Raw genomic sequence first — 24,242 nt, 5'->3', positions numbered from 1 at the left:
GCATCAGTGACAGACCTCGAACCGTGGCACCGCTCACCGGCCGCCCAACTGGTCCCGCCGCCGCCTCAGGTACGCCGTCTCCGCGCTGTTCCCCGCCAACTCGATCGCCCGGTCGTACGCCGCCCGCGCCTCCCCGCCCCGCCCCATCCGCCGCAACAACTCGGCCCGCGTCGCGTGGTACGCGTGGTAGCCGTCCAGCGGCAACCCGTCCACCTCGGCGAGCGCGACCTGCGGCCCGTCCAGTTCGGCGACCGCCACCGCCCGGTTGAGTCGCACGATCGGCGACGGGTCGACGCGTACCAAATGGTCGTAGAGCGCGGCGACCTGCGACCAGTCGGTGTCCCGCGCGTCGCGGGCGTCGGTGTGGACGGCGTTGATCGCGGCGAGGATCTGGTAGCGGCCCGGCGGCCGGCCGGCGGCGATGCACGCCCGGACCAGGGCGTGCCCTTCGGCGATGAGATCGCGGTCCCAGGCGCTGCGGTCCTGCTCGGCGAGGACGACGAGTTCGCCGGTCGCGGACACCCGGGCGGGCCGGCGGGCCTCGGTGAGCAGCATCAGCGCCAGGAGCCCCGTGACCTCGTGGTCGTCGGGCAGCAGCGTGCGGACCAGCCGGGTGAGCCGGATCGCCTCGCCGGTCAGGTCGGCGCGGACCGCCTCCTTGCCCGGGTCGGAGGCGAGGTATCCCTCGTTGAAGACCAGGTAGAGGACGGCGAGCACGCCGGTTACGCGTGACGGCAGGTCCTCGCGGGACGGCACCCGGTACGGGATCCCGGCCGCCTTGATCTTCGTCTTGGCCCGGGTGATCCGCCGGCTCATTGCGGCTTCCTGGACCAGGTACGCCCGGGCGATCTCCGGCACGGTGAGCCCGCCGACAAGGCGCAGCGTCAACGCCACCCGCGCCTCCATGGCCAGCGCCGGGTGGCAGCAGGTGAAGATCAGGCGGAGCCGGTCGTCGTCGATGACACCGAGTGGTTCCGGGGCGTCGGCCAGCATCAGCGCCTCCCGGTGCTTCTCCTCCCGCCGGCTCTCGCGCCGGATCCGGTCGACCGCCCTGCGGTACGCGGTGGTGGTGAGCCACGCGCCGGGGTTCGGCGGTACGCCGTCGACTTGCCACCGCTCGACGGCGCTTGCGAACGCCTCGGCGGTCACCTCCTCGGCGACGTCGAGATCCCTGATGCGCCGGGCGAGCGTGGCGACCACCCGGGCCCACTCCTCGCGGTGGACCCGGGTGAGCGCCTCGCCGACGTCGGTCACGCGGTCAGGAACGGCCGCAGCTCGACCCGCCTGTTGCATCGCTGCGACGCCAGCGCGGCAAGCGGGAGCGCCACGTCGAAGTCCGGCGCCTCGATGATCCAGAACCCGCCGACGTACTCCTTCGTCTCCACGTAGGGCCCGTCGGTGAGCACCGGGTTCCCGTCCCGCGCGTCCACGACTGTGGCGGTCTCCGGTGCCGCGAGACCACCGGCGAAGACCCAGTGGCCGCCGGCGCGCAACTGCTCGTTGAACTCACCGATCGCGGCCATCTCCGCCTCGGTGGCCGAGCCGGTCGTGTCGTCGAGTACGGAGATCAGGTACTGCGCCATCGGTTCCTCCTTCGTCTTCCCCGGCCCACTGTCACCTCGGCTACGAACACCGCAGCCCCGATCCGACACCGGTGCAGAGTGAGTATCGGGCTCGATGCTGCGCGAACGCTGCTTCGCCCGTACGTTGGGCATCGGTCGCGTCACGCCGGGACACCCGACCACCGTCGTACACATGTTCCATCCACAGCCTGTGGACGCCGAGAGGACCGGATGAGTTACCAGCTCAGCGCCGTGGTCGCCGACGTCGAGCTGCTTCGCGAGCAGACCGCCGACCTGGACCACGCGGTACTCGCCGCGCTCCGCCAGGACTTCGCGCTGCTGCCGATCACCCCGCAACTGGTGCAGGAGCTGACCGGCGGGCTGCCGGACTTCGCCACCGACGAGCCGCGCGCCGAGCGCCCGTTCCGGCTGGTGCTCTCGCCGCCGCTGGCGGAGGTGCTGGCCCGCTGGTCGAGGAGCGGCCCGGTCGCGTACCTGGAGGCGGAGTTCGCGGGCGGGCTGGGCCACCAGTCGGCGGTGGTGTGGCTCGGCGGCGAGGTGAGCTGGGGGCCGCGCTACGACGCCGCGCTGGACCGGCCGCGCACCGAGTGGCCGATCAACACGGCGCTGGCCCGGCTGGGCGCGGAGCCGGGCGCGTGGATCGACCCGTTCGCCGAACTGGGCCTGCACCTGGAGCGCGACACCGACGGCTGGCTGATGCACGGCCGGCGCGGGCTGTCCGCCGACTACTGGGACGAGCTGGCCGAAGAGTGGGAACTTCGCCAATCCGGCCAGCACCAGCAACCTCATCGCCCCGGTCCCGTTGGTGACTGGGGGATTTCATGAAATTACGACAATTCGGCTTTATCGCCGCACTGCTTGCTGCCGCGTCCGTGGCGGGCAGCGGCGTCCATCCACAGTGGCCGGCCCGGCCCGTCGGGGCCACCCAGGTGGTCAGCCTGGAGGGCCTGCGCGACGCGGAGTTCGGCGCCACCGAGGCGGACCTGACCCGCCGCGGCGTGCTGCGCGCCGACGAGGAGGCATGCGGACACGCGCTCGTCGGGCACGGGGCGGTCAGCCCGATCTTCGTCGACGACCGGCTCGTCCTGCTCTGGCTGGACGACCCGATGAGCACACCCGAGGGCATCAGCGCCGGCACGCCGATCGGCGAGGTCCGCACCGCGTACCCCGGGGCCACCGACCTGCCGGCGCCGCCCGGCAGTCACCGCTTCGCCGGGCTGCTCGCCCGCGACGGCGACCGCGCGTACCTGTTCCTGCACGACGGCCTCACCGTCCGCGAGATCATCGCCGGGTACGCGGACTGGGCCCGCCGCCTCTTCGACGAGGGCTACGGCCCCTGCTGACATTCGGCTCGACCCATCTGTTGTAACCGGTGGCCCCCTGGCGGTGTGTATCTCTGTGACGGCCAGGGAGAGGGACGGGGCGAATGGGCACGAGCGACGACTTCGACGCCTTCTACGCGGCCACCTCGGCCCGGGTCCTGCGCCAGGTCTACGCGGTCTGCGGCGATCTCGGCGAGGCGCAGGACGTCGTACAGGAGGCGTACGCCCGCGCCTGGGCACGCTGGTCGTCGCTGTCCGGCTACGACTCGCCCGAAGCCTGGGTACGAACGGTCGCGTGGCGGCTCGCCGCCAATCGATGGCGCAGCGTCCGACGCTGGCTCGCCGCGCGGGCGAGACTCGGCCCGCCCACGGAAACGCCCGAGCCGTCGCCGGACCGGGTCGCGGTGCTGGCGGCGCTCCGGCGGCTGCCGGAGTCGCAGCGACGGGTGGTGGTCCTGCACTACCTCAGCGACCTGCCGATCAACGAGATCGCCGAGACCACCGGGATGCCCGCCGGCACCGTCAAGGTCTACCTGTCCCGTGCGCGGACGGCGCTCGCCCCGCTGCTCGACGCCGATGACGAGCGGAAGGATTCCGATGTCAGCACGCATCCGTGAGGCCATCGCGGCGCTGGAGGAGGACACCGCCGCCCTGAGCCTGGCGCCGCCCGAGCGGGTCCGCGCCCGCGGCGAGCGCCTGCGCCGACGACGGACGGCAGGTGGCGTGGCGCTCGTCGCGGTCCTGACCGTCGTGGGAGTGTCCGCCGCCGTGGCCGCGACGAACGGCGGCGGTACGAAGACCCCGCCCTCCGCCGGCGGGGGAACCACGGCGATGGCGGACTGCGGTGACCACGTCCTCGGGCTCTCGGGTGGCCTACCGGAATCCGCGATCACCTGCTTCCTCGACGCGGTCGAGGCGCACCGCCCCGCCCGCCTCGCCGTGACCTCGCCCACGACGGAAGGCGACCCGATCCCGAGGCTCTACGTCGTCGGCGGGGACGGCACGGTGGAGATGACAACCGACTCCCGCCAGGACAGATTCGGCGGCGGGCAGGGTCTCGTGCGGCAGAGGTGCACCGGTCCCGAGATCACCAGCGGGAGGATCATGTTCCGGCAGTGCTCGTCGCCGGTACCGGGCTGACAGCGGTCAGTACTTCCGCGACGGCTCGGCCGGCCCGGCGCCCGGCATGCTCGCGGGCGGTGCCGGTTGCAGGGCCTCCAGCGTCCGGCTGACGCCCAGGCCGACGAGGACCGCCAGCGCGAAGACGACAGTCGACAGCCAACGGGGGCCGTTCGCGAGGAGGATGGTCATCTGCACCAGGCTCAGCAGGGCGACCCCCAGCACGGTGCCCGCGAAGCCGCCCCGCCCGCCGGCCACGCTCACGCCACCGAGCAGGACGGCGCCGGCCACGAACGCCAGCTGGCCGATGTCGACCGACAGGGTCGTGGCGCCGATCCCGCCGACCAGGAGGACTCCCGCCGCGCCCGCGATCAGGCTGGAACCGCCCAGCCCGATGACCGCGCCCAGCAGCCGTGCGCCGAGAGGCGACGGCGGCTCCCCGGCGACGACCCGGTTGCCGCTCAGCGCCCGCCGCACCGCCGGGATCGACCACACCACCGCGCCGCCGATCGACAGCAGGAGAAACAGCACCAGCCACCCGGCCGCGGCACCGTCGGACCGGATCCAACCTTCCCTCGCGAGCCGCTGCGGACCGCCGCTGCCGATGGCGGCGAGCAGAATGCCCTGCGTCAGCGCCAGCCCGCCCAGCGACACCGCCCACCCGGGCGCCCGCAGCAGCCCGGCGACCAGGCCCATCCCGAGACCGACGAGCGCCGCGGCGGCGATCGCGGCGACCGCCGCGACGAAGACCGGGGCGCCGCCGTCGAGCACCTTCGCGTACGTCAGGCCGGCGAGGGCCGCGACGCCGACGACCGCGAGGTTGGGCGTGGCCGTGCGCAGCGACAGCGCGAAAGCGGTGGCCAACAGGCCGGCGGAGGCGATGTTGAACACCAGCGGCGACAGCCGCGACCCGTCTTGGGAGTACCACACCACCGCAGCGACGACGGTCAGCGCCAGCAGCACCGCCTCCCAGATCAGGTGCGGCCGGAAGGAATTATCAAAACGGGACGTGACCGGTCCGGCGGGTGCCGACGATTGTGCAGGCGTGAAAACCACAGCGGTTCCTCCCTGGTGTGGACGTCGACACTAACCCGCAGATCACCGGAGATACACGAGCACGGATACCTAGGGCGGGCCGGGGTCGAGTACTCAGCTCCGCCCGGACGCTCGCCGCAGCAGCCAGGCGCTGGGGCCTGCCCGAGCAGGGATGCGCCCTTCGACCTGCAACTCCTGAAGAGCAAGAGCGCACGACCAGAAGCGGAACGCCCGGTCGATCCTCACGGATCGACCGGGCGTTCTCGCTGTTCATGAGCGGTGGCGGCGGGATTTGAACCCGCGGAGGCGTAAACCCTCACACGCTTTCGAGGTTTGCGACGAATGTCCGCGACCCGTCGCCACCGCCCGCGGTCTGCTCTCACAGAGACCCGTCACCGGGGCAAGGTACTGCCGAACAGTGGTGAACGACCACAACTGAGACCATCGGCGCCATCCTGGCCCGGCGCTCCGACGCAGGACGGTCTCCGTATGCCTGCGGTCACCTACGCGGACCGGCGCAGCTGCCGCGGCACCCGGCGCCCACTCGCACGCACGGCGGCTCGGCGTCCCGGGCATAGCACACGATTGCAGATTGACCTAGGCTGGACGCGCCACGCAGATACCGAGCATAGGACGGACTCAGGGTGACCAGTCTTCAGGAAGAGATCGAGGACGGACGTTCTATTGTCAAGGCAGATGCCCTCTCGATGTCAATCGGCGAACTGGTGAATCTTTACAAGAGTCGCGAGCTAGTAATCCGTCCGGAATACCAAAGGCTTTTTCGATGGCCTCTTGAGAAAAAGTCAAGGCTAATAGAAAGCATCTTGCTGGGCATACCGCTGCCATCGATCTTCGTAATGCAACGCCACGATGGGATTTGGGAGGTCATCGACGGGTTGCAGCGGATATCGACCATCCTGGAGTTTATGGGGGAGCTGGTTGACGAAGCCACGGGCGAGCCAGTCCCTGCGAGCTCACTGACCGCGACGAAATACCTTCAGTCACTGGCCGGCATGACTTTCGAATCCGATGAGGCCCCTACATTAACGCCGGGGCAGAGAATCGGTCTAAAGAGAAGCAAAATTGATGTAAAGATCCTGCTACCTGAGAGTGACGACAAGGCGAAGTACGAACTTTTCGATCGGCTGAACTCCGGTGGAGAGACCGCCTCGGACCAAGAGGTTCGGAACGTTCAGCTTTTGATGGCTGACCGCTCCTTCTTCCAGTGGCTCACGGAGCTGCGAGATAACGAAGACTTCAAGGATTGCACGCTCGTCACCAGCCGACAGGGCGAACAGCAATACGACCTCGAACTGGTTTGCCGCTTCCTTGCCTTGCTAGGCAGTTCTGACGACGAACTGAAAGGCATGCTGGATGTCGACAGCTACCTGACAGAAAGAATGCTAGCGTCTGCAACCGATCCGTCTTACGACCGAAGTTCTGTAGCGGACATCTTCTCCGGCACATTCGCTCTGTTGAACGATGCACTCGGCGCCGAGTGTTTCCGACGTTACGATCCGCCGAAGGAACGTTTCGTTGGAGGATTGCTCGTATCGGCATTCGAAGCCGTAACCACCGGAGTCGCCTCCAACCTCGGAGCTTGGCGCGCAAACACCGCACGGAAGGCGGAGTTGCGCAAGAAGGTCGTGGAGCTGTGGGATCTGGCGGCGTTCCGAGCTCAATCACGTGGGGGCGTGAGAGGTACCACTCGAATAGCAGCCATTGTGCCCGCGGCGAGGGCTCATTTCAGACCATGAAGATTCGCACGCTCGCCGAACTGGACGGCGCGATATCAACAGACCTGGCATGGCGAAAGAAAGAGCTATCGGTATTCAGAAATCAGGTTCATGGAGCGGAGAGTGCGGTCCAACGCGCCCTTCTCCGCGGGGCGGTGGCACTGCTCTACGCCCATTGGGAGGGATTCGTAAAGAACGCCGCCCATGCGTACTTGGCCTACCTCTCCCGGCAAAACCTCACCTGGGGTGACCTGCGCCCAGAACTTGCCGGTCTCGCGATGCGCGCAGACCTGACTGAGTTCGGGCAGACCCACCGCTCGCGCTTTCACGCAGAGGTAGTCCGTCAGATCAGGGAGGGAGCATCCGAGCTTGCACGTATTCCTAATACTAGGGAAGCGGTCAGGACGATGGCCAATCTGAACTATGACCGCCTGGAAGACATCCTCGTGTCTATTGGCTGCAGATGCGACGGCTATGAGAAATATCGAGACATGATCGACGATCAGCTTCTCGCGTCACGAAATCGGATTGCACACGGCGAGCAGGATTTTATCGCTCTAACAGACTGGGTAGATCTCCGCACCGAGATCCTAGGCGTTATGGACGATATTTACAGACAGATTTCAAATGCTGCCGCCCTCAAGGAGTACCGTATCTAGACGTAGGACGGGCCCGTGCCTGTCCGTAGTTCGTAGGCCCAGGGTCCCAGCCTGCGGCCAGGCGCACTCAGCGCGCCACCTTTCTGCCCCTCTGTCGCTGGAGCGCTTTACCGCCGGATGCATGAGACGGGCAGCACCCGGCGGCGACCGCCCACCAGGCGCACCGCACCATCCGGACCGCGCTCAACGAGGCCGTACGCCGGGGGCACCTCGCCAAGAACCCTGCCACCCTCGCCAAGGCACCACGTCTGCCGGAAAGCGAGATCGAGCCGTACACGGTCGCCGAGGTGCAGCGCCTCATGGCCGCCACCCATGGCCGACGCAACAGCGCACGGTGGGCGGTCGCGCTCGCCCTCGGCCTGCGCCAGGGGGAAGCGCTCGGCCTGCGCTGGTCGGACGTCGACCTCGACGCCGGGACCCTGACCGTCCGGCGCGGCCGGCAACGGCCGAGGTGGGAGCACGGGTGCCGCCCGCCGTGCGGCCGGAAGCACGGCGGGCACTGCCCCGACCGCCGCCAGGTACGGGCCGATACCGCCGAAACCAAGTCACGGGCCGGCCAGCGCAGCATCGGACTCCCTGTCGAGCTGGTCGCGCTGCTCCGTAAGCACCGCGACGAGCAAGACCAGGAGCGCGCCACCGCCGCCCAACTCTGGGAGGACGGTGATTGGCTGTTCGCTACACCGACCGGCGACCCGGTGAACCCGCGCACGGACTACGACGAGTGGAAGCGCGCTGCTTCGGCTCGCCGGACTCCGCGACGGCCGGTTACACGACGCCCGGCACACCGCCGCCACGGCGTTACTGATGATCCTCGGGGTGGCCGAACGGGCGGTGATGGGAATCATGGGCTGGTCGAACTCGACAATGGCGGCTCGGTACCAACACCTCACCGCTCAGGTGCGCCGGGACATCGCCCAGCGCGTCGGAGGGCTGCTGTGGGACACCCCGACAGAGGACTCGAAATCGACCTCTTGAGCAGCAACTGAGACCGAGACTGAGACCACAAGCGGAACGCCCGGCCGATCCTTACGGATCGACCGGGCGTTCTCGCTGTTCACGAGCGGTGGCGGAGGGATTTGAACCCTCGGAGGGCGTAAACCCTCACACGCTTTCGAGGCGTGCTCCTTAGGCCGCTCGGACACGCCACCGCCGACGAGGGTACAGGACCGCCGGCTTGGACGCCGAACCGGTATCCCTCGGCCCGGCCTGGCAGGATCTTTGGCATGAGTACGCACATCGGCGCTGAGCCGGGAGAGATCGCCGAGCGGGTCCTGATGCCGGGCGACCCGCTGCGGGCCAAGTGGATCGCGGAGACCTACCTGGAGGGGGCCCGCTGCTACACGACGGTGCGCGGCATGCTGGGCTTCACCGGCCGGTGGAACGGCGTCGACGTGTCCGTCCAGGGCTCCGGCATGGGTATGCCGTCCGCCTCGATCTACGCCCACGAGCTGGTAAACGAGTACGGCGTGAAGTCGCTGATCCGGGTCGGCTCCTGCGGTGCCCTGACCGAGGATCTGCAGCTGCGGGACGTGGTGGCGGCGATCGGCTCGTCCACGGACTCGAACATGAACCGGATGCGCTTCGACGGGCTGATCGACTACGCCCCGGTGGCCGATTTCGGGCTGCTGCGTACCTCGGTCGAGGTGGCCGAGCGGCGCGGCATCAGCATGCGGGTGGGGCCGATCCTGGCGGCGGACGCCTTCTACACGGACCGGCCGGACCTGTACGACAGGCTTGCCGACTACGGCGTGCTGGCGGTGGAGATGGAGTCGGCGGCGCTCTACACGATCGCGGCCCGCTTCAAGGCCCGCGCGCTGACCATCCTGACCGTCAGCGACCACATCAAGACCGGCGAGAAGACCACGTCGCAGGAGCGTGAGCAGACGTTCGGCCAGATGGTCGAGATCGCGCTGGACACCATCATCGCCTGACCCTGTTCGACCCGGACCGCCCCGTCGCCGCAAGGTGGCGGGGCGGTCCGCGTTATGCGTGTCACAAAAATAAATACGACCGGTCGTGCTTGTTTCCCGTTACGCTGCCCGCATGACCTCCGACGGCCGCGTCGCCCGCGGCGACCGCACCCGCACCGCGGTGCTGGACACCGCCGTGGCGCTTGCGACCGAGGTCGGCCTGCACGGCCTGTCCCTGGCGCAGCTCGCCGACCGGCTGGAGGTGAGCAAGTCCGGCCTCTTCGCGCATTGGCGCTCCAAGGAGGCGCTGCAACTCGCCACCGTCGACCGAGCGGTGGCGCAGTGGCAGGAGCGCATCCTCGCCCCCGCCCTGGGCGCGCCTCGGGGCGTGCGCCGGCTGCGCGCACTGCACGATGCCCGGATCGACTTCTACGCCGCCCGGGTGCTGCCCGGCGGCTGCTTCTTCGCCAACACCGAGTTCGAGTACAACGCCCGCCCCGGACCGGTCCGGGACCGGCTCGCCGAGGCGTTCGCCAGCTGGACCGCGCTGCTGGAGCGCCTCGTCCAGGAGGCGGTCGACCTCGGCGAACTCCCCGCCGACCTGGACGTGCCGCTGCTCGCGTACGAGATCGACGCGCTGGGGATCAGCGCGGTGATGCGGTCCCGCCTCCTCGACCCGGACGCCACCTACCGGCATGCCCGCCAGGGCCTGCTGAACCGGCTGCGGGCGCTCTGCCCGGATCCGACCCTGCTACTGGAAGGCCAGTCATGAGCCACGCCACTGTCGACCGGCAGGCCGCCGAGTTCGGGCACGTCGCGCACGTGCCGGTGCACTTCGACGACCTCGACGCGATGGGCCTGCTGCACAACGCCCGCTACGCGGTGCTCCTGGAACGCGCGTTGACGCCCTACTGGGCCGAGCGCGGCGTCGCCTACCGCGGCGACGTGCACGCCGCCCCCGACGTGTTCCACGCGGTACGCGAGTTCACCATCAGCTTCCGGGCGCCGGTGACCGGCGTCGGCACGGTGGCTGTGCACTTCTGGCTGGAGCACTTCGGCACCAGCAGCGCCCGCTACGCGTTCGAGTTCCGCTCGACCGACGGCGCCACCGTCCACGCCACCGGCACCCGATCCATCGTCCGGCTCGACCCGGCGACGCTGCGCCCGACCGCCTGGACCGAGGTCGCCCAGGGGGTGGCCGCGACGCTGCTGCGCCCGGCGCCGACGACCGCCTGAGCCAGGAACTCGTCAGCGGAAGAACGCCCGCAGCAGCGCCGCGCTCTCGCGTTCCAGCACACCGCCGTACACCTCGGGGCGGTGCGTGACGCGGCGGTCGCGCAGCACGTCCCAGAGCGACCCGACCGCGCCGGTCTTCGGTTCCCAGGCGCCGAACACCACTGTCGAGACGCGGGCCAGCGCGATCGCCCCGGCGCACATGGTGCACGGCTCCAGCGTCACCACGAGCGTGCAGTCGTCGAGCCGCCACCGGCCCAGCCGGTGCGCGGCGCGGCGCAGCGCCAGCACCTCGGCGTGCGCGGTCGGGTCGCCGGTCAGCTCCCGCTCGTTGCGCCCGACTGCCAGTTCGGCGCCGTCGGGGCCGTAGAGCACCGCGCCGACCGGCACGTCGTCGGCGTTCCGGTCCGGGGCCGGGCCGTCCGGGCCGGTCGCCGCGACCTCCAGGGCTCGGCGCATCCAGAGTTCGTGCCGCTGCCTGCGGCCCACCGCGCCCGGGTCGGCGAGCGCCTCGTCCGCGCCGGGGCCGACGCGCGCGGCCCGGCCGGGAGTGGGCTGCCCCGGGCGTACGGTCTCCAGCGCCGGATCGGTCGCGTCGGCGGGTTCGGCGGCGCCGGGCGTCCGGGACTCCCCGGGCTCAGACCTCACGCAGCTCCTCGACCTCGTCCACGCATCCGAGCACCTGACAGACCTCGGCGGTGACATCGGCCGGCATCGAGCCCTCGTGCGCGCAGAGCGCGAGCAGCTTCTGCGCCGGGATGCCCAGGTCGGCCAGCAGGTCGGCGTCGCCCACCGGATCGGCCTCCGGGTCCACAGCGGGCTGCTCGGTCTCCTCGTCCCCTCCGGACTCGCGGGGCTCGTCGACCTCCTCCAGCCCGGTCACCGACGTCTTCAGGTCGCCGACCAGCAGCGCGCCCAGGCGGGACTCCTCCGCGTACGCCGAGTCGGAGCCGAAGATCCGCAGGTCCTCCCCCTCGTCCAGGCGGAGGACGACCAGGTACGTGTCGTCCGCCTCGACGAAGAGCAGCGACAGGTCGGCGTCCGGCTCGACGTCGCGCAGCCGGTCCGCCACCTCCTCGATGTCGGTGACGCCCCGCAGGCTCACCTCGCCTGCGGTCCAGTCGCCGTCGACGCGCGCCACGGCAGCAGCGAAGTACGACACGGTCCCCCCAAATTGGCCTCGGCAGCACGCCGACAGGTCACGCGATGCACGTTAACCGGTCGGGTCGGCGGGCGACCGGTCAACGCCCCGTAAGGGCCGGCCGTTCTGGAAGAGAAAGCCGGTCAGCCGACGACGCGCCGACGGGTGGCGATCAGTTGGCGCAGCCGCTCGGTACGCGCGCGCTGTGGTCGCTGGCGCTGCTGCACCGCACGGGCACCGGCCAACTCGGCGAGGAGTTGCAGGCGTCGGCGGCTCCGCTCGGGGTCGAGCCGCGGCGGTGTGGTCCAGGCCATACCGCCGAGCGTGGACCGTCACCGCGCGTACGTCAAGGTGGCCTTCGCTACGCAGCGAAACCGGCACCCATGGTCACCAGAGCGGCCAGTCGCCGGTCTGCGCCCACCGCATCGCGACGATCGCGGCGGCGATGCTCCAACCACCGGCGGTGACGATCGCGACGCCGGTGGCGACTCCCCGGTCACCGTGGCGGACCAGCACCGCCGCCGTCGCCCAGGCCAGGCCGCCGGCCAGCAGCGTCCACCAGGCGTAACCTGCGACGTTGCGGCCGAGCAGCCCGAACAGCAGCAACCAGGCGAACGCGACGAGCGCGCCGACCGCGACCCCGGAGCCGGTGATCGGGTACGGCTCGCGGTAGCTGGGCCGGATCGGCGCGTGGGACGGGAAGAGTCCCGAGGGGGTACGCGGCGGAGGCGGGAACGCCCCCGGACCGGTCCTCTCGGGTCCGCCCTGCCACCCGTACGTCACCGCCGCCCCCTTCCCCCGAACCATCCACGTCGGCGTCACGCACCGTGACCGGCGGGTGTGACGCGGTCGCGGCGTTCGTCCCTACGGTAGTGGTCTGTCAGGATGAGCGGATGCGCTCGCCATCGATCGGACGCCGGACGCGGCAGGCGTACCCGGTCCTGCTGCTCGTCGGGGCGCTCGCGGCCGGTTGCGGCGCCCCCGCCGGGCGGCCCGACAGGTGGCAGGAACCCAGCCCGGTGGTGAGCGCCGCGCAGCCCGCCGACCCGACCCCGCCGGCCGCCTCCTCGTCCGCCGCGCCGTCGCCGGCCCGCACGGACGTGAAGCGCGTCTTCCCGGTACGGGCCGGAAACGTCGACTACCACCCGACGCACGGCGGCTACCCGGGCACCGACGTGTTCGCCGACTGCGGTGAGCCGGTGGTGGCGGTCACCGACGGCGTGGTGCTGGAGGTGAGCCGGGTCGACCGGTTCGACAAGCGCGGGCCGCTGGGCCCGAACAACGGCGGGCTGTCCGTCTCGCTGCTCGGCGACGACGGGGTGCGCTACTACGGCTCGCACCTGAGCGCGATAGCGGCCGGCATCGACCCGGGCGTACGCGTCCGGGCCGGGCAGCAGCTCGGCAAGGTCGGCCGTACCGGCAACGCCAACAACGTCTGTCACCTGCACTTCGGACTCTCCCCGAAGTGCTCGGGCGAGGACGACTGGTGGATCCGCCGGGGCGTGGTGTGGCCGGCGCCCTACCTGAACTCGTGGCGCAAGGGCGGCAACCGCTCGCCGGTCGCCGAGGTCACCGCCTGGCAGCGCAAGCACGGCTGCCCGGCGTCGCCGGGCCGGTCCACCGGGAGCGGCTGAGCCGACTCGCGGTGGCGGGGCCACCCGGCGGGCGACGCGAGCGCGTAGGTTCCAGGACATGAGTGCCCGGGATCCCATCGCCGACCTGCGCCGGATCGCGTTCCTGCTGGAACGGGCGAACGAGGCCACCTACCGGGTCCGGGCGTTCCGGTCGGCCGCGAAGACCCTCGGCGCGTTGCCCGCCGCCGAGGTGGCCGACCGGGCCCGCACCGGCAAGCTGACCGAGCTGTCCGGCGTCGGTGACGTCACCGCCCGCTGCGTGGCCGAGTCGCTGGCCGGCGAGGAGCCGGTCTACCTGCGCCGGCTCCTGGCCACCGAGGGCACCGACCTGGACGAGGCGGCGGCGAAGCTGCGGGACGCGCTGCGCGGCGACTGCCACACCCACTCGGACTGGTCCGACGGCGGCTCGCCGATCGAGGAGATGGCGCTGGCGGCGGTCGAGCTGGGCCACGAGTACCTGGTGCTCACCGACCACTCGCCCCGGCTGACTGTGGCTCGGGGCCTGACCGCGGAGCGGCTGCGCAAGCAGCTCGACCACGTCGCCGCCGTGAACGAGGCGCTGCCGAAGGGCTTCCGCATCCTCACCGGCATCGAGGTGGACATCCTCGCCGACGGCTCGCTGGACCAGGACGAGGACCTGCTGGCCCGCCTCGACGTGGTGGTCGGCTCGGTGCACAGCGGCCTGAACGACGACCGGGCGAAGATGACCCGCCGGATGCTGGCGGCGATCGCCAATCCGCACCTGGACATCCTCGGGCACTGCACCGGCCGGATGGTGTCCTCCCGGCCCGCCGGCGTGACCGGGCCGGGCGACCGGGGGCATCGCGCGCGTACCCGCAAGGAGAGCGACTTCGACGCGGACGCCGTCTTCGCCGCGTGCGCCGAGCACGACGTGGCCGTCGAGATCAACTCCCGGCCGGAGCGGCAGGACCCGCCGAAGCGGCTGATCCGGCTCGCGCTGGAGGCCGGGTGCCGGTTCGCCATCGACACCGACGCGCACGCCCCCGGCCAGCTCGACTGGCAACGCTTCGGCTGCGAGCGGGCCGCGCTGTGCGGGGTGCCGGCGAAGCGGGTGGTGAACACCTGGACGGCCGACCGCCTGGTGAAGTGGACGGCCGGCCGTAGCTGAGGGTCAGCCCTGGGCGGCCGGTTCGACGGTGCGGGCGGTGGGCGCCACCGCCGCCGGACGGCTGCGGCGCCGCCCGAACAGGCCCTGCGCGACCGCGACGCCGGCCAGCACCACGAGCGCGCCCACCGGCTGGTGCCAGTTCATCCGCTCACCGAGCACCACCGCGCCGACGAGCACCGCGAACACCGGGATCAGGTACGTCACGGTGGACGCCGTGCTCGCCCCGGCCAGCCGGATGTTGCGCATGTTGATGACGAAGGCGAGCCCGGTGCCGAGCGCGCCGAGCGCCAGCACGCTCGCGATCACGCGCGGGGAGAGGCCGGTCGGCGACGGCGGCATGCCGACGAACGGCGCGACCAGCGCGAGCTGCGCGGTCGCCACCAGCAGCTGGGCCGCCGACAGCGACAGCCCGGAGTACGCGCTGCCCGCGACGAACTTCTTCTGGTACGGAATGGCGAGCCCGTAGCAGGCCGCCGCGCCGAAGCACATGAGCTGGCCGACGAAGTGCGCACCGCCGACGCCCTCCCAGACGCCGAGCACCACGAGCACGCCGACGAAGCCCAGCCCCAGCCCGACCGCCCGCCGCACGGTCAGCCGCTCGGTGCGGAACACCAGCACCGCCAGCGGCAGCACGATCAGCGGCGTGGTGGCGTTCCAGATGCCGGCGAGCATCGACTCGACCCGCTGCTCGCCGTAGCCGAACAGCGTGAACGGCACCGCGACGCCGAACGCGGCCACCACGAGCATGTGCCCCCAGACGCGGGGGTCGCGGGGCAGCCGGTCGCGCAGCACTGCGAGCACCACGAGCAGCGTGACCGCGCCGGTGGCCACCCGGTAGAGAGTGAGGTGCACGGGGTGCAGCTCGGCCACGCCGACCTTGATGAACAGGAAGCTCGAACCCCAGATGGCGGCAAGCGCGACGAACCCCGGCAGCCAGCTCCGCAGCGGCGCACGGTCAGGAGTGAAATCGACTGTCACCCCTGACACTCTGCCCGAGGGGTACGACGATGTCGTGCGGAATTCGGCTGCGCGGTCACGTAGGGTCCCCCTCGTGGGACGAATCGATGACCTCGCCAACCGGTACGTGGCCGAGTGGGCTCCGCTGAGCCCGACCGGGGCCACCTATGTCGGCATCGCCGGCTACGACGACCAGCTCGACGACCTGTCGCCCGACGGCTACGCGGCCCGCGCCGAACTGGCCCGGCGCACGCTCGGCGAACTCGACGTGACCGAGCCGGAGACCGAGGCGGAGCGGACCGCCAAGGAGGCCATGCAGGAGCGCCTCGGCCTGGAGCTGGCCCGGTACGAGGCCGGCGAGACCGGCAGCGAGGTCAACGTCATCGCCAGCGGGCTGCACGAGATCCGGATGGTCTTCGACCTCATGCCGACCGACGGCGAGGAGGCGAAGGCCAACGTGGCCGCCCGGCTCAACCGCTTCGCGTCGGCGCTGGACGGCTACAAGCGCACGCTGCGCGAGGCCGCCGCCGCGGGACGGGTCAGCTCGCAGGTGCAGCTCGTCGAGGTCGCCAAGCAGTGCGACGTCTGGGTCGACCCGGAGGGCGACAACTTCTTCCACGGGATGGTCGAGCGGCTCGACGCCGACGGCACGCTCGGCGCGGAGCTGCGCAAGGGCGCGGCCGCCGCGACCGCCGCCACCGCCGAGTTCGGGCAGTTCCTGCGCAACGAGCTGGCGCCGGCCGGGCGGGAGAAGCAGGCCGCCGGGCGGGAGCGCTACGAACTGGCCTCGCAGTACTTCCTCGGCGCGAAGGTCGATCTGGACGAGACGTACGCCTGGGGTTTCGCGGAGCTGGCCCGGCTGGAGGCCGACATGCGGACGGTGTCCGCGCGCATCGCCGGTCCCGGCGCGACGATCGACGACGCGGTACGCGCGCTCGACGCCGACCCGGCGCGGACGGTACGCGGCAAGGAGGCGTTCCGGGACTGGATGCAGGCGCTCGCCGACCAGGCGGTCAGCGACCTGAACGGCACCCACTTCGACATCCCCGAGCAGGCACGCCGGATCGAGTGCTGCCTCGCGCCGACGAGCGACGGCGCCATCTACTACACCGGCCCGAGCGAGGACTTCTCCCGGCCGGGGCGGATGTGGTGGGCGGTGCCGCAGGGCATCACCGACTTCTCCACCTGGCGCGAGGTGACCACCGTCTACCACGAGGGCGTGCCGGGTCACCACCTCCAGGTCGCCCAGACCGCCGTCCGGGCCGACCTGCTCAACCGCTGGCAGCGGCTGCTCTGCTGGGTCTCCGGGCACGGCGAGGGCTGGGCGCTCTACTCCGAGCGGCTGATGGACGAGCTGGGCTACCTCGCCGACCCCGGTGACCGGCTCGGCATGCTCGACGGGCAGGCGCTGCGCGCGGCGCGGGTCGTCGTGGACATCGGCATGCACCTGGAGCTGGAGATCCCGAAGGACAACCCGTTCGGCTTCCACCCGGGCGAGCGGTGGACGCCGGAGCTGGGCTGGGAGTTCATGCGGGCGCACTGCCGGGTGCCGGACGAGAACCTGCGCTTCGAGCTGAACCGCTACCTGGGCTGGCCCGGGCAGGCCCCGTCGTACAAGGTGGGCGAGCGGATCTGGTTGCAGGCCCGGGAGGACGCGAAGGCGCGCAAGGGCGCCGACTTCGACCTCAAGGAGTTCCACCGCCAGGCGCTCGACCTGGGCTCGCTGGGGCTCGACCCGCTGCGTAAGGCGCTGGCCCGGCTCTGAGTCGGTGTCCGGGTGCCGGCGGTCGCTCCGCCGGCACCCGTCGCGTCAGGCGCCGAGCGTCAGCCGCAGCGTCGGCCGGCCGGTGAGCGTGTTGCTGGTGACGTACGCCAGGTCGATGACCGGGTCGGTGAACGTCACCGGGATGGGCAGCGTGACCGGCAGGCCGTCCGGGAACGGCAGGTCCGGGGTCAGCGTCAGCTTGATGCCGGCGAGCTTGCCGACGAACCGGGTGCAGTAGAACGCGACGTCGTCGCGGACGGTGAGGCGGTCGGTCGCGTACCGCTGGGTGCGGCCGCGCGGGCCGTCGGCGACCAGCAGGAAGTCGTCGGTCACGGCTTCCTTCATGCTGAACTTCAGCACCTTGAGCACACCCTGCTCGGTCCGCAGGTCGGTGATCCCCTCGAACCGCAGCCCGGTCATCGTCACCTTGGTGCCGGTGAGCTTCGACGGTGTCTGGGCCACCTTCGGCAGGCTCGGGTCGGCGGCGATACGCGGCAGCGGCTTGCCCGGTTCCACTTTGCCGGGCTTCGCCGGGTCCACCTTGCCAGGCTTGTCCGGCGCCGGGCAGTCGGCCGATCCGGGCCGGGTCGCCGGCTTGCTCGGAGCCGCCGATCCGCTCGCGGTCGGTGTGGGCGACGGCGTCTCGCTCTTCTTGCTGCCGCCCTTGAAAAGGTCGCCGATCCCCTCGAAGAAGTCGGTGATGATGTTCCCCTCCCGCGTCGGGCTCGCGCTCGGCGACGGGGTGGGCTTCGCCGTGGGTGCGCCGGGCGACGCCGTGGCGGGCTTCGACGGGCAGGCGCTCGCGGCGGGCCTGCTCGGGGCGGCCTGCACCGCCCTCGGCTGTACGGCCAGGCCGGCGGCGGCCAGACCGAGCACCACCAGGACGATGCCGAAGGCGCGCGGGTCCGCCGAACGGCCCGCCCACTCCGGCGGTCCGCCGTCGGATCCGGCCGGCTGCCCGTTCACCGACTGCCGAGGGACCGGCCGCTCCCCGCCCGGCCGCTCGGCAGTCGGCTGCTCGACGGCCGGCCGCACGGAGGTCGGCACCTCGACTGTCGGCCGTTCCCCGGCCGGCTGCTCGTCGGCGGGTTCCGTGCCGGCCGGCCGGCCGGTGAGCAACTGGTCGACGCCGACCTGCTCGCCGCCGACCGGGCCGTCGGCATCGCGCCGGTCCGCGTCGGCGTCCCGCGCGTCCACTGTGGTGTCGCGCTCGTCGTCCGCCTGGGCGTCGTGCCCGTCAGCGGCGGGACCGGCCGGACGGGTCGGCACCCAGGCGAACGCGAGCGCGCTGCCCACGATGCCCAGCAGCAGGCCGAGGAAGAAGCCGCCGAGGTTGAGCCCGATCAGCGAGTAGACGGTCGTGACCGCCGCGACGATCGCGTAGAAAAGCCGCTGCGCCGGACTGAGCCAGAGCAGCACGCCGCAGGTCACGAGGATGGCCGGGATCAGCAGCGAGAGCAGGCCGGTGGCGCCGCTGCTGAAGCTCAGGCCGTTGAGGGTCAGCCGGGTGGAGGCGAGCATCTCCACCCCGGCCAGGACGATGAACAGGCCACCCCAGAACGGCCGGCTCCGCTGCCAGCGGCGGAAGGTCCGCCACGTCCGGGCCGCGGTGCCGAGCCGGGCGTGGGACGGTTCGACGGTTGTCACGTACTCCTCCTGGCGGAGCGGGGGCGGGGACGGTGGGGCGGGCCCGCGGTGGTCGGTCACCGCTGGCCGTGCTCAGCTCAGAAGCACTCCTTGCCCTTGGCGTCGTCGCCCACGTTGACCTTGAGCCGCAGCCCGACCAGGTTGAACGTCGAGGACGTGGTGTAGCGGGACACCTGCTTCAGGTCGCGGATGGTGACCTTGTCGGAGTTCTGCCCGAACGAGCCCCGCTGGGCCGTCGGGTTCAGGTCGCTGGCGTCGCGGCCGATCTGGATGTTGGTGAACGTCGCGTTGCCTTCGAGCGAGTCCATCGCGATCACGAGGTCCTTGGCGCGGGCCGGGTCCTTGCCCTCGCCGGCGTTGATGGTGAGCACCACCGGCAGGCCGGGCAGGTCGGCGCGGACGGACTGGCAGAGGTTGTACAGGTCGGCGCTGCTGATCTCGGCCATGGCGACCGGGCGCGTCGCGCCGGCCTTGCCGTTCTCGCCCTTCTCGCGGACGATGCCGCCGTACTGCTTGAAGCCGTCGCCCTCCAGGCGGTCCGCGCCGATCTTGAAGGTCTGCCCGGACACGGTGATGTCGGAGGCGATGGCGCCGGTCGACATGCCGAACAGGATGGCACCGGCGGCGGCCGTGGTGGGCACGATCATGGCGGCGAAGCGCCGCCACCGGGTACGACCCTGGTTGTCGAGCCGATTCTGCACGGGTTCCTCCTCGAGCGACTGTGCGCGGCGGCCGGTTGTCGAACCGGCCGCCCGCGCCGGGCCCCGCCCTCTGTTACCGACGGGTAACGATCGAGCCTGATCGTGCACCCGATGCGGCGCAGCTCACAACCCCCTCGTGTACCCGGCGGTAACACGAGTGGGCTACGAAGCCGGCTCATCATCACCAGGCGTCGATCGTCCGTGGCAAGGAAAGGCCGCGAAAATGGGCAAAAGCGCCGCCGACGCACACCTGATCAACGCACAGTGACGACATATCGAGGGATTACAATCGAGTAACAAATGTACAGTGCGTCGAGCGCGATGGGCCGTTCGGGGCAGCGTCGTCGGCCGAACATCCGAGCCGGAAACTGACCGGGTCGATCCAGCCGGACCCCCGGATGTCCTAGGGTTTCGGCGTGAATCTCGACGACGTACGGCGCGACTGGACCAAGCTGGGCGCCGAAGATCCGCTGTGGGCCGTCCTCGTCCAGCCGGGTAAGCGCGGCGGGCAGTGGGACGTAGAGGAGTTCCTGGCCACCGGCCGCGCCGACGTCGAGGAGACGACCGGGTGGCTGAGCGGGCTCGGCCTGCCCACGCGATGGGAACGCGCGCTGGACTTCGGATGCGGGGCCGGGCGGCTGTCGCAGGCGCTCGCGCCGCACGCCGACGAGGTCGTCGCCGTCGACATCGCCCCGTCGATGCTGGAGACCGCCCGGCGCCTGGACCGCAGCGCCGGGAACATCCGCTTCGTCCTCAACGACGCACCGGACCTGAGCCAGTTCCCCGACGGCCACTTCGACCTGGTCTACAGCGCGCTCGTGTTGCAGCACCTGCCGCGCCCGGCGATCGACAGCTACCTCGCCGAGTTCCTGCGCGTCCTGCGCCCCGGCGGGGTCGCCGTCGTGGGCCTGCCGACCGAACCGGCCCGTACGGCCAAGGGCGTCATCTGGAAGCTCGCGCCGTTCCGCCTGATCAGCTGGGCGCAGCGCCGGCTGCTCAACTACCCGGCGCCGATGAAGATGACAGCGGTGCCGGACGCCGACATGGCCCGGCTGGTAGCCGCGAACGGTGGGGAGATCGTCGGGCAGCGACCCGACCTGCCGTACACCGAGGACTGGGTCTGCACCCGGTACGCGGTGCGGCGCCTCTGACCCACCGCCTGCGGCGGACACGAGCAGGCCGGCCGACCCTGGTGGGTCGGCCGGCCTGCTCGTGTGGTGGTGTGACGGTCGGTGGTCAGGACTCCGCGCGCTCCGCGGCGTGACGTCCGCCGGCCGGCACGGTCGGGTCGTCGACCGGCTCCCCCGACCGCTGCGACGGCACGTCGTCCACCGGTCCGTCGCCGGCTTCCACCGGCCTCGCGTCGGGCCGGCGGCGAGTAGCGCGGACGATGATGAACAGGCCGAGCAGGAGCAGGAGCAGACCCACGAGGCCGAGGACGATCGGCAGCACCGTGGTCAGCAGGTTGATCTGCTGACGCGCATCCTTGGCAGCCTTGGCCTGCTGCTCCTGGGTGTCCTCGGTGAAGACGAGCGTGGCGTCGATGATCTTGATCTTGTCCGCGCCGGTCTCGTCACGCAGGGTCTGGAGCTGCTTCTCCTGCCCCTTGACGATGACGCCGCTGTCCGGCTCCACCCAGAGGGTACGGGTGTTGGCGTAGAAGCGGCCGGCGGTCACAGTGGGCTGCGCCGAGCCGACCAGGTTGCCCGGCACGTCGATCTCGCTGATCTTGATCGGTTCGGCCGTCATCTCGAACTTGTAGACGGTCAGCCCCTGCAGCTTCTCGGTGCCCACGTACTCGGCGGGGTACGCCTTCCGAGCGGTGTTGTCGAAGTACTGGTACGTCTTCTTCTCCGTACCGAACGGGAAGGTGTAGGTGAGCCCCTCGTGCTTGAAGGGCGCACCGTTGACCGCCTCGGCGCAGCAGGCGACCGACTCCGCGGTACGCCGGTCGAGGGCGACCCGGTCCGTGCTGACCGTGATCTCCTTGCCGGCGTCGTCGATCACCCGGACACCGACGTTGAAGACCGTCCGGTCGGCGTTGCCGGCGCCGACGTCGCCCCGCACGGCGCGGTGGGCGGTCAGGTTGACGCCGCTGCGCTCGGCCAGCGTGCTGAAGTCAAGAACGGTCGCGTTCTTCGCCTCTGAAACCGTTACCGAACTCTGGTCAAGGGGCACCTTGACCAGAGCGGGCGCGACGGCCAGCGGCGTCGCCACTGCCCCGACGATCAGGAACGCGCCTGCCGCCACCAAGATGGCACCCGACGTGGGTCGCATGAAACTCCTCCCCTTGTAAAGACTCGACTAGTCGGCTGACAGTACATGACGAGGCCGATTTCGGATATGGTCCGATGCGACCTCCCGAGACGTACTGACTCCGGGGGTACGCAGCCCACCGGGCTGCGAGATCAAATGGATGTTGAGGGAACTGTGAGCCGACCCGACAGACCGGACTCAAGCAACGGACAGGTTGCCCTGTCCGCACCTAATACCGGCCGTTCGGACGGCTGGTTGCCCGCTTTGGAAGGACTGCGGGCCGTAGCGGTGATCGGCGTGGTCGTCCACCATGTCGCCTTTCTCAGCGGACTGACCAACTCCTTCGCTCACCTGGCAAGTCTGCTGGCCAGGCTGGATGTGGGGGTCGCGATATTCTTTGCGCTGTCCGGTTTCCTCCTCTATCGGCCATTCGCAGTCGCTGCCATTAACGGACGATCAGGTCCGCCCGTTCGGCGCTACCTGTGGCACCGCGCGCTGCGCATTCTGCCCGGGTACTGGGTAATGGCGATCGTCGCACTGGCATGGCTCAACATCGACTACCTGAAGTCCGTCTGGGACTGGGCGATCCCCCTTCTTCTGGCACAGATTTATGAGCCATTGCGACTTCCGGTCGGCATGGAGCAGACCTGGAGCCTGGCTACGGAGGCGACTTTCTACCTTGCACTGCCACTGATAGCGGTACTCGGCCGCCGAATGGGCGGTCGTACCCCGCTCGGGCGAGCCCGGCGCCAACTGGCACTCGGAGCCGTACTCGTCCTTGCCGGCCTCATCTGGAATGCGTACGCACACGGTCCCGACGCGCCTCTACCGGGACTCGCGGTGCTCTGGCTGCCCGCCTTTCTCGACTGGTTCGGCATCGGCATCATGCTGGCCGTGCTCGCCTCTTGGCCCGCCGGCACAACCTCGACCCCGTTCCTCACCGGACTGACCGGTGACGGGTCTGGGCGGGGCGACGAGGACCTGTGGTCCGCCACGCCGCGCGGCCTGCGCGTGTTCACCTTCGCCCCGGGGACGTCCTGGCTCATCGCCGGCGCGCTGCTCTGGATCGCGAGCACGCCCATCGCCGGCCCGCGCGGCGTCGAGCCCGCCAAGCCGGTCGAGTCGGTCACCGAGCACGTGCTGTTCCTGCTCGTCGCCTGGTGCCTGATCGCCCCCCTCGTCGGGCCGGGGTCGGGCGGGGTGCCCCGCGCTCTCCTCGGCCACCGGGCGGTCATGTTCCTCGGCCGGATCTCCTACGGCATCTTCCTCTGGCACCTCCTCGCGCTCGAACTCTGTTTCCGCCTGCTCGGATTCACCCGGATGAACAGCTCGTTCTGGGTGCTCCTCGCGATCACCCTGGCTCTCACCGTCCCGGTCGCGACGGCCAGCTACTACCTCATCGAGCGGCCCGCTCGCCGGCTGCGGCGGCTCGGTGGCCGCCGCCGGACCGTGGTCGCCGAGCCCGACCTCCCGCTCCGGGTCGCGACGCCGACGCCAGCGCTGCAGGGCGCCGGCCCGGTCGGCCTCGGAACCGGCCTCGTACCGGCCGCGGACCCGGCGGAAACGGAGCACGAGAGCGGCGACCGCGACGAGGAGCAGCCCGGTCGGCAGCAGGACCAGTAGCTCCGCCACCCGCTCCGCGCCGACCCGGGGCAACCACAGACGCTCGGTCCCGTAGACCGCGAGACCCAGCGCGGCCGGCACCCAGATCCACGCCGGGCTGGGCGTCCGACGCCGGTGCAGCGCCACGACCACGGCGGCGCAGGCGAGCCCGAACGGACCCCCGAGCAGCGCCGGCACCGCCACCGCGAGCAGCGGCGCGGTCGGCATCGACGTCGGCACCACGGGGTACGCGGGACGATGGCGACGCGCGGGAATCAGCGCCCCGACCATCAGCAGCGCCAACAGGCCCCCGGCGACGAACAGGACGATCCTGTAGTGCTCACCGGGGGTGAAGACGAGCTCGACGCGGCCGGCGGGACCGGCCGGCACGAACCAGCCCTGCTTCCACCCGTCCAGGCGGGCCGCGATCAGCTCCTGCCCGTCGAGCGTCGCCCGCCAGCCGGCGTTGGCGTTCTCCGGAACCATCAGGTAGCTGCCGCCACCCGCACCGAGATCAAGCGACCGGCGCTGGTCGTCCCAGTCGACAACGGCCACCGCCCGGCGCGGCGACGCGGCCACGACAGGGCGCTCCGCCGGCGTACCGCTGAGGATCACGCTGTCCACGACGAACCGGTCCGCCGGGGCGGAGACCTCGTTGCCGCCGGCCCGCAGCGTGACCTGGTCCGCGCCCGCCTTCGCGGCCCGGCCGGACGACGTGGCCGGCGGGCACGCGCGGTAGCGCATCGGCCGCAGGTCGCGCAGTTCGCGCAGCGTCCCGGTGGCCGTCGTCCGCACCTTCACCCCGTTGACCAC

The 24,242-nt window shown here is 70.9% G+C and carries 26 protein-coding genes, 2 tRNA genes and 1 pseudogene; 16 read left to right on the top strand and 13 right to left on the bottom strand.

What is annotated here, in order from left to right:
* Window positions 1-33 precede the first annotated feature (33 nt).
* On the bottom strand, window positions 34-1,254 hold the full coding sequence (locus ACSDG8_RS18625) for an RNA polymerase sigma factor (RefSeq protein WP_210894358.1): 1,221 nt from the start codon (window positions 1,252-1,254) through the stop codon (window positions 34-36).
* The gene (locus ACSDG8_RS18620) at window positions 1,251-1,583 is read right to left on the bottom strand and encodes a YciI family protein (protein WP_210894360.1); all 333 of its coding nucleotides are present in this window, start codon (window positions 1,581-1,583) and stop codon (window positions 1,251-1,253) included. The genes ACSDG8_RS18625 and ACSDG8_RS18620 overlap by 4 nt, the downstream gene beginning before the upstream one ends.
* A 210-nt stretch (window positions 1,584-1,793) precedes the next feature.
* On the opposite strand from ACSDG8_RS18620, the gene ACSDG8_RS18615 reads away from it, so the two are divergent.
* From ACSDG8_RS18615 to ACSDG8_RS18600, 4 genes are all read left to right on the top strand, one after another.
* Window positions 1,794-2,408 carry a hypothetical protein gene (locus ACSDG8_RS18615; protein WP_210894362.1) on the top strand — a complete coding sequence of 205 codons (615 nt, stop codon included), beginning with the start codon at window positions 1,794-1,796 and terminating at the stop codon, window positions 2,406-2,408.
* Window positions 2,405-2,926, top strand: a complete 522-nt coding sequence (locus tag ACSDG8_RS18610) for a hypothetical protein (RefSeq protein ID WP_210894365.1) — start codon at window positions 2,405-2,407, stop codon at window positions 2,924-2,926. The genes ACSDG8_RS18615 and ACSDG8_RS18610 overlap by 4 nt, the downstream gene beginning before the upstream one ends.
* Window positions 2,927-3,009: 83 nt before the next feature.
* Window positions 3,010-3,522 (top strand): SigE family RNA polymerase sigma factor, encoded by a 513-nt coding sequence (locus ACSDG8_RS18605; protein WP_210894367.1) that lies wholly within the window; start codon window positions 3,010-3,012, stop codon window positions 3,520-3,522.
* A complete protein-coding gene (locus ACSDG8_RS18600) occupies window positions 3,503-4,045 on the top strand; it encodes a DUF4362 domain-containing protein (RefSeq protein ID WP_210894369.1) in 543 nt (180 codons plus the stop codon). Before ACSDG8_RS18605 ends, ACSDG8_RS18600 begins: the two co-directional genes overlap by 20 nt.
* 6 nt (window positions 4,046-4,051) lie before the next feature.
* Here ACSDG8_RS18600 and ACSDG8_RS18595 read toward each other — a convergent pair whose 3' ends face one another.
* A complete protein-coding gene (locus tag ACSDG8_RS18595; RefSeq protein ID WP_439427104.1) occupies window positions 4,052-5,080 on the bottom strand; it encodes a hypothetical protein in 1,029 nt (342 codons plus the stop codon).
* Window positions 5,081-5,336: 256 nt separating this feature from the next.
* Window positions 5,337-5,423, bottom strand: a tRNA-Phe gene (locus ACSDG8_RS18590).
* A gap of 280 nt (window positions 5,424-5,703) precedes the next feature.
* Here ACSDG8_RS18590 and ACSDG8_RS18585 point away from each other — a divergent pair.
* From ACSDG8_RS18585 to ACSDG8_RS18570, 4 genes and pseudogenes are all read left to right on the top strand, one after another.
* Entirely contained in the window at window positions 5,704-6,816 is a 1,113-nt protein-coding gene (locus tag ACSDG8_RS18585) for a DUF262 domain-containing protein (RefSeq protein ID WP_439427103.1), read from the top strand.
* Window positions 6,813-7,454, top strand: a complete 642-nt coding sequence (locus tag ACSDG8_RS18580) for an MAE_28990/MAE_18760 family HEPN-like nuclease (RefSeq protein ID WP_439427102.1) — start codon at window positions 6,813-6,815, stop codon at window positions 7,452-7,454. The genes ACSDG8_RS18585 and ACSDG8_RS18580 overlap by 4 nt, the downstream gene beginning before the upstream one ends.
* 299 nt (window positions 7,455-7,753) lie before the next feature.
* Window positions 7,754-7,840, top strand: a pseudogene (locus ACSDG8_RS18575) (site-specific integrase); the annotation flags it as partial.
* Between the two features lie 346 nt (window positions 7,841-8,186).
* On the top strand, window positions 8,187-8,429 hold the full coding sequence (locus tag ACSDG8_RS18570; RefSeq protein WP_439428062.1) for a tyrosine-type recombinase/integrase: 243 nt from the start codon (window positions 8,187-8,189) through the stop codon (window positions 8,427-8,429).
* Between the two features lie 86 nt (window positions 8,430-8,515).
* Here ACSDG8_RS18570 and ACSDG8_RS18565 read toward each other — a convergent pair.
* Window positions 8,516-8,602, bottom strand: a tRNA-Ser gene (locus tag ACSDG8_RS18565).
* 75 nt (window positions 8,603-8,677) lie between these two features.
* On the opposite strand from ACSDG8_RS18565, the gene deoD reads away from it, so the two are divergent.
* The 3 genes from deoD to ACSDG8_RS18550 all read left to right on the top strand — a co-directional run bounded on the left by deoD (window position 8,678) and on the right by ACSDG8_RS18550 (window position 10,600).
* Window positions 8,678-9,385, top strand: a complete 708-nt coding sequence (deoD, locus tag ACSDG8_RS18560) for a purine-nucleoside phosphorylase (RefSeq protein WP_013289061.1) — start codon at window positions 8,678-8,680, stop codon at window positions 9,383-9,385.
* A gap of 112 nt (window positions 9,386-9,497) precedes the next feature.
* Complete coding sequence (locus ACSDG8_RS18555; RefSeq protein WP_210894375.1) at window positions 9,498-10,136, top strand: TetR/AcrR family transcriptional regulator; 639 nt, start codon at window positions 9,498-9,500, stop codon at window positions 10,134-10,136.
* Window positions 10,133-10,600, top strand: coding sequence for an acyl-CoA thioesterase (locus ACSDG8_RS18550; RefSeq protein ID WP_210894377.1), 468 nt, complete (start codon window positions 10,133-10,135; stop codon window positions 10,598-10,600). Before ACSDG8_RS18555 ends, ACSDG8_RS18550 begins: the two co-directional genes overlap by 4 nt.
* A 12-nt stretch (window positions 10,601-10,612) precedes the next feature.
* Here the strand turns inward: ACSDG8_RS18550 and ACSDG8_RS18545 are convergent, their stop codons facing one another.
* The 4 genes from ACSDG8_RS18545 to ACSDG8_RS18530 all read right to left on the bottom strand — a co-directional run bounded on the left by ACSDG8_RS18545 (window position 10,613) and on the right by ACSDG8_RS18530 (window position 12,521).
* Complete coding sequence (locus ACSDG8_RS18545; protein WP_210894444.1) at window positions 10,613-11,056, bottom strand: nucleoside deaminase; 444 nt, start codon at window positions 11,054-11,056, stop codon at window positions 10,613-10,615.
* A 178-nt stretch (window positions 11,057-11,234) separates the two neighbouring features.
* Window positions 11,235-11,759 carry a tRNA adenosine deaminase-associated protein gene (locus ACSDG8_RS18540; RefSeq protein ID WP_210894380.1) on the bottom strand — a complete coding sequence of 175 codons (525 nt, stop codon included), beginning with the start codon at window positions 11,757-11,759 and terminating at the stop codon, window positions 11,235-11,237.
* A 122-nt stretch (window positions 11,760-11,881) separates the two neighbouring features.
* The gene (locus ACSDG8_RS18535) at window positions 11,882-12,052 is read right to left on the bottom strand and encodes a hypothetical protein (protein ID WP_166457820.1); all 171 of its coding nucleotides are present in this window, start codon (window positions 12,050-12,052) and stop codon (window positions 11,882-11,884) included.
* Between the two features lie 73 nt (window positions 12,053-12,125).
* Window positions 12,126-12,521 carry a hypothetical protein gene (locus ACSDG8_RS18530; protein WP_210894382.1) on the bottom strand — a complete coding sequence of 132 codons (396 nt, stop codon included), beginning with the start codon at window positions 12,519-12,521 and terminating at the stop codon, window positions 12,126-12,128.
* A 110-nt stretch (window positions 12,522-12,631) separates the two neighbouring features.
* Here ACSDG8_RS18530 and ACSDG8_RS18525 point away from each other — a divergent pair, with 110 nt between their 5' ends.
* Window positions 12,632-13,372 (top strand): M23 family metallopeptidase, encoded by a 741-nt coding sequence (locus tag ACSDG8_RS18525; RefSeq protein ID WP_210943130.1) that lies wholly within the window; start codon window positions 12,632-12,634, stop codon window positions 13,370-13,372.
* A 58-nt stretch (window positions 13,373-13,430) separates the two neighbouring features.
* Window positions 13,431-14,501 (top strand): PHP domain-containing protein, encoded by a 1,071-nt coding sequence (locus ACSDG8_RS18520; RefSeq protein ID WP_210943131.1) that lies wholly within the window; start codon window positions 13,431-13,433, stop codon window positions 14,499-14,501.
* A 3-nt stretch (window positions 14,502-14,504) separates the two neighbouring features.
* Here the strand turns inward: ACSDG8_RS18520 and ACSDG8_RS18515 are convergent, their stop codons facing one another.
* The gene (locus ACSDG8_RS18515) at window positions 14,505-15,479 is read right to left on the bottom strand and encodes a DMT family transporter (RefSeq protein WP_210943132.1); all 975 of its coding nucleotides are present in this window, start codon (window positions 15,477-15,479) and stop codon (window positions 14,505-14,507) included.
* Window positions 15,480-15,552: 73 nt separating this feature from the next.
* Here ACSDG8_RS18515 and ACSDG8_RS18510 point away from each other — a divergent pair, with 73 nt between their 5' ends.
* Window positions 15,553-17,223, top strand: a complete 1,671-nt coding sequence (locus ACSDG8_RS18510; RefSeq protein ID WP_210894391.1) for a DUF885 domain-containing protein — start codon at window positions 15,553-15,555, stop codon at window positions 17,221-17,223.
* 45 nt (window positions 17,224-17,268) lie between these two features.
* On the opposite strand, the gene ACSDG8_RS18505 is transcribed toward ACSDG8_RS18510, so the two are convergent.
* Both ACSDG8_RS18505 and ACSDG8_RS18500 read right to left on the bottom strand, forming a co-directional pair.
* Complete coding sequence (locus ACSDG8_RS18505) at window positions 17,269-18,870, bottom strand: DUF6114 domain-containing protein (protein WP_210894393.1); 1,602 nt, start codon at window positions 18,868-18,870, stop codon at window positions 17,269-17,271.
* Between the two features lie 77 nt (window positions 18,871-18,947).
* The gene (locus tag ACSDG8_RS18500; protein ID WP_210894395.1) at window positions 18,948-19,571 is read right to left on the bottom strand and encodes a DUF6230 family protein; all 624 of its coding nucleotides are present in this window, start codon (window positions 19,569-19,571) and stop codon (window positions 18,948-18,950) included.
* A gap of 416 nt (window positions 19,572-19,987) precedes the next feature.
* On the opposite strand from ACSDG8_RS18500, the gene ACSDG8_RS18495 reads away from it, so the two are divergent.
* On the top strand, window positions 19,988-20,722 hold the full coding sequence (locus ACSDG8_RS18495; protein ID WP_210894396.1) for a class I SAM-dependent methyltransferase: 735 nt from the start codon (window positions 19,988-19,990) through the stop codon (window positions 20,720-20,722).
* Between the two features lie 85 nt (window positions 20,723-20,807).
* Here ACSDG8_RS18495 and ACSDG8_RS18490 read toward each other — a convergent pair whose 3' ends face one another.
* Window positions 20,808-21,848, bottom strand: a complete 1,041-nt coding sequence (locus ACSDG8_RS18490) for a DUF3068 domain-containing protein (protein ID WP_210894399.1) — start codon at window positions 21,846-21,848, stop codon at window positions 20,808-20,810.
* A 45-nt stretch (window positions 21,849-21,893) separates the two neighbouring features.
* Here ACSDG8_RS18490 and ACSDG8_RS18485 point away from each other — a divergent pair, with 45 nt between their 5' ends.
* The gene (locus ACSDG8_RS18485; RefSeq protein ID WP_439428061.1) at window positions 21,894-23,450 is read left to right on the top strand and encodes an acyltransferase family protein; all 1,557 of its coding nucleotides are present in this window, start codon (window positions 21,894-21,896) and stop codon (window positions 23,448-23,450) included.
* Window positions 23,451-24,242: the final 792 nt, after the last annotated feature.

This window comes from Micromonospora sp. LA-10, from assembly GCF_051853095.1.
GTDB lineage: Bacteria > Actinomycetota > Actinomycetes > Mycobacteriales > Micromonosporaceae > Micromonospora > Micromonospora echinospora_A.
The sequence above is the reverse complement of the archived record's forward strand: the minus strand, read 5'-3'. Positions and strand labels throughout refer to the sequence as shown.

What these genes read in the sequence shown, in the direction of transcription:
- ACSDG8_RS18620 (WP_210894360.1), bottom strand. Translation starts at nt 1,583, where the DNA reads ATGGCGCAGTACCTGATCTCCGTACTCGACGACACGACCGGCTCGGCC.
- ACSDG8_RS18615 (WP_210894362.1), top strand. Translation starts at nt 1,794, where the DNA reads ATGAGTTACCAGCTCAGCGCCGTGGTCGCCGACGTCGAGCTGCTTCGC.
- ACSDG8_RS18610 (WP_210894365.1), top strand. Translation starts at nt 2,405, where the DNA reads ATGAAATTACGACAATTCGGCTTTATCGCCGCACTGCTTGCTGCCGCG.
- ACSDG8_RS18605 (WP_210894367.1), top strand. Translation starts at nt 3,010, where the DNA reads ATGGGCACGAGCGACGACTTCGACGCCTTCTACGCGGCCACCTCGGCC.
- ACSDG8_RS18600 (WP_210894369.1), top strand. Translation starts at nt 3,503, where the DNA reads ATGTCAGCACGCATCCGTGAGGCCATCGCGGCGCTGGAGGAGGACACC.
- ACSDG8_RS18580 (WP_439427102.1), top strand. Translation starts at nt 6,813, where the DNA reads ATGAAGATTCGCACGCTCGCCGAACTGGACGGCGCGATATCAACAGAC.
- deoD (WP_013289061.1), top strand. Translation starts at nt 8,678, where the DNA reads ATGAGTACGCACATCGGCGCTGAGCCGGGAGAGATCGCCGAGCGGGTC.
- ACSDG8_RS18555 (WP_210894375.1), top strand. Translation starts at nt 9,498, where the DNA reads ATGACCTCCGACGGCCGCGTCGCCCGCGGCGACCGCACCCGCACCGCG.
- ACSDG8_RS18550 (WP_210894377.1), top strand. Translation starts at nt 10,133, where the DNA reads ATGAGCCACGCCACTGTCGACCGGCAGGCCGCCGAGTTCGGGCACGTC.
- ACSDG8_RS18545 (WP_210894444.1), bottom strand. Translation starts at nt 11,056, where the DNA reads ATGCGCCGAGCCCTGGAGGTCGCGGCGACCGGCCCGGACGGCCCGGCC.
- ACSDG8_RS18535 (WP_166457820.1), bottom strand. Translation starts at nt 12,052, where the DNA reads ATGGCCTGGACCACACCGCCGCGGCTCGACCCCGAGCGGAGCCGCCGA.
- ACSDG8_RS18525 (WP_210943130.1), top strand. Translation starts at nt 12,632, where the DNA reads ATGCGCTCGCCATCGATCGGACGCCGGACGCGGCAGGCGTACCCGGTC.
- ACSDG8_RS18520 (WP_210943131.1), top strand. Translation starts at nt 13,431, where the DNA reads ATGAGTGCCCGGGATCCCATCGCCGACCTGCGCCGGATCGCGTTCCTG.
- ACSDG8_RS18490 (WP_210894399.1), bottom strand. Translation starts at nt 21,848, where the DNA reads ATGCGACCCACGTCGGGTGCCATCTTGGTGGCGGCAGGCGCGTTCCTG.
- ACSDG8_RS18485 (WP_439428061.1), top strand. Translation starts at nt 21,894, where the DNA reads ATGACGAGGCCGATTTCGGATATGGTCCGATGCGACCTCCCGAGACGT.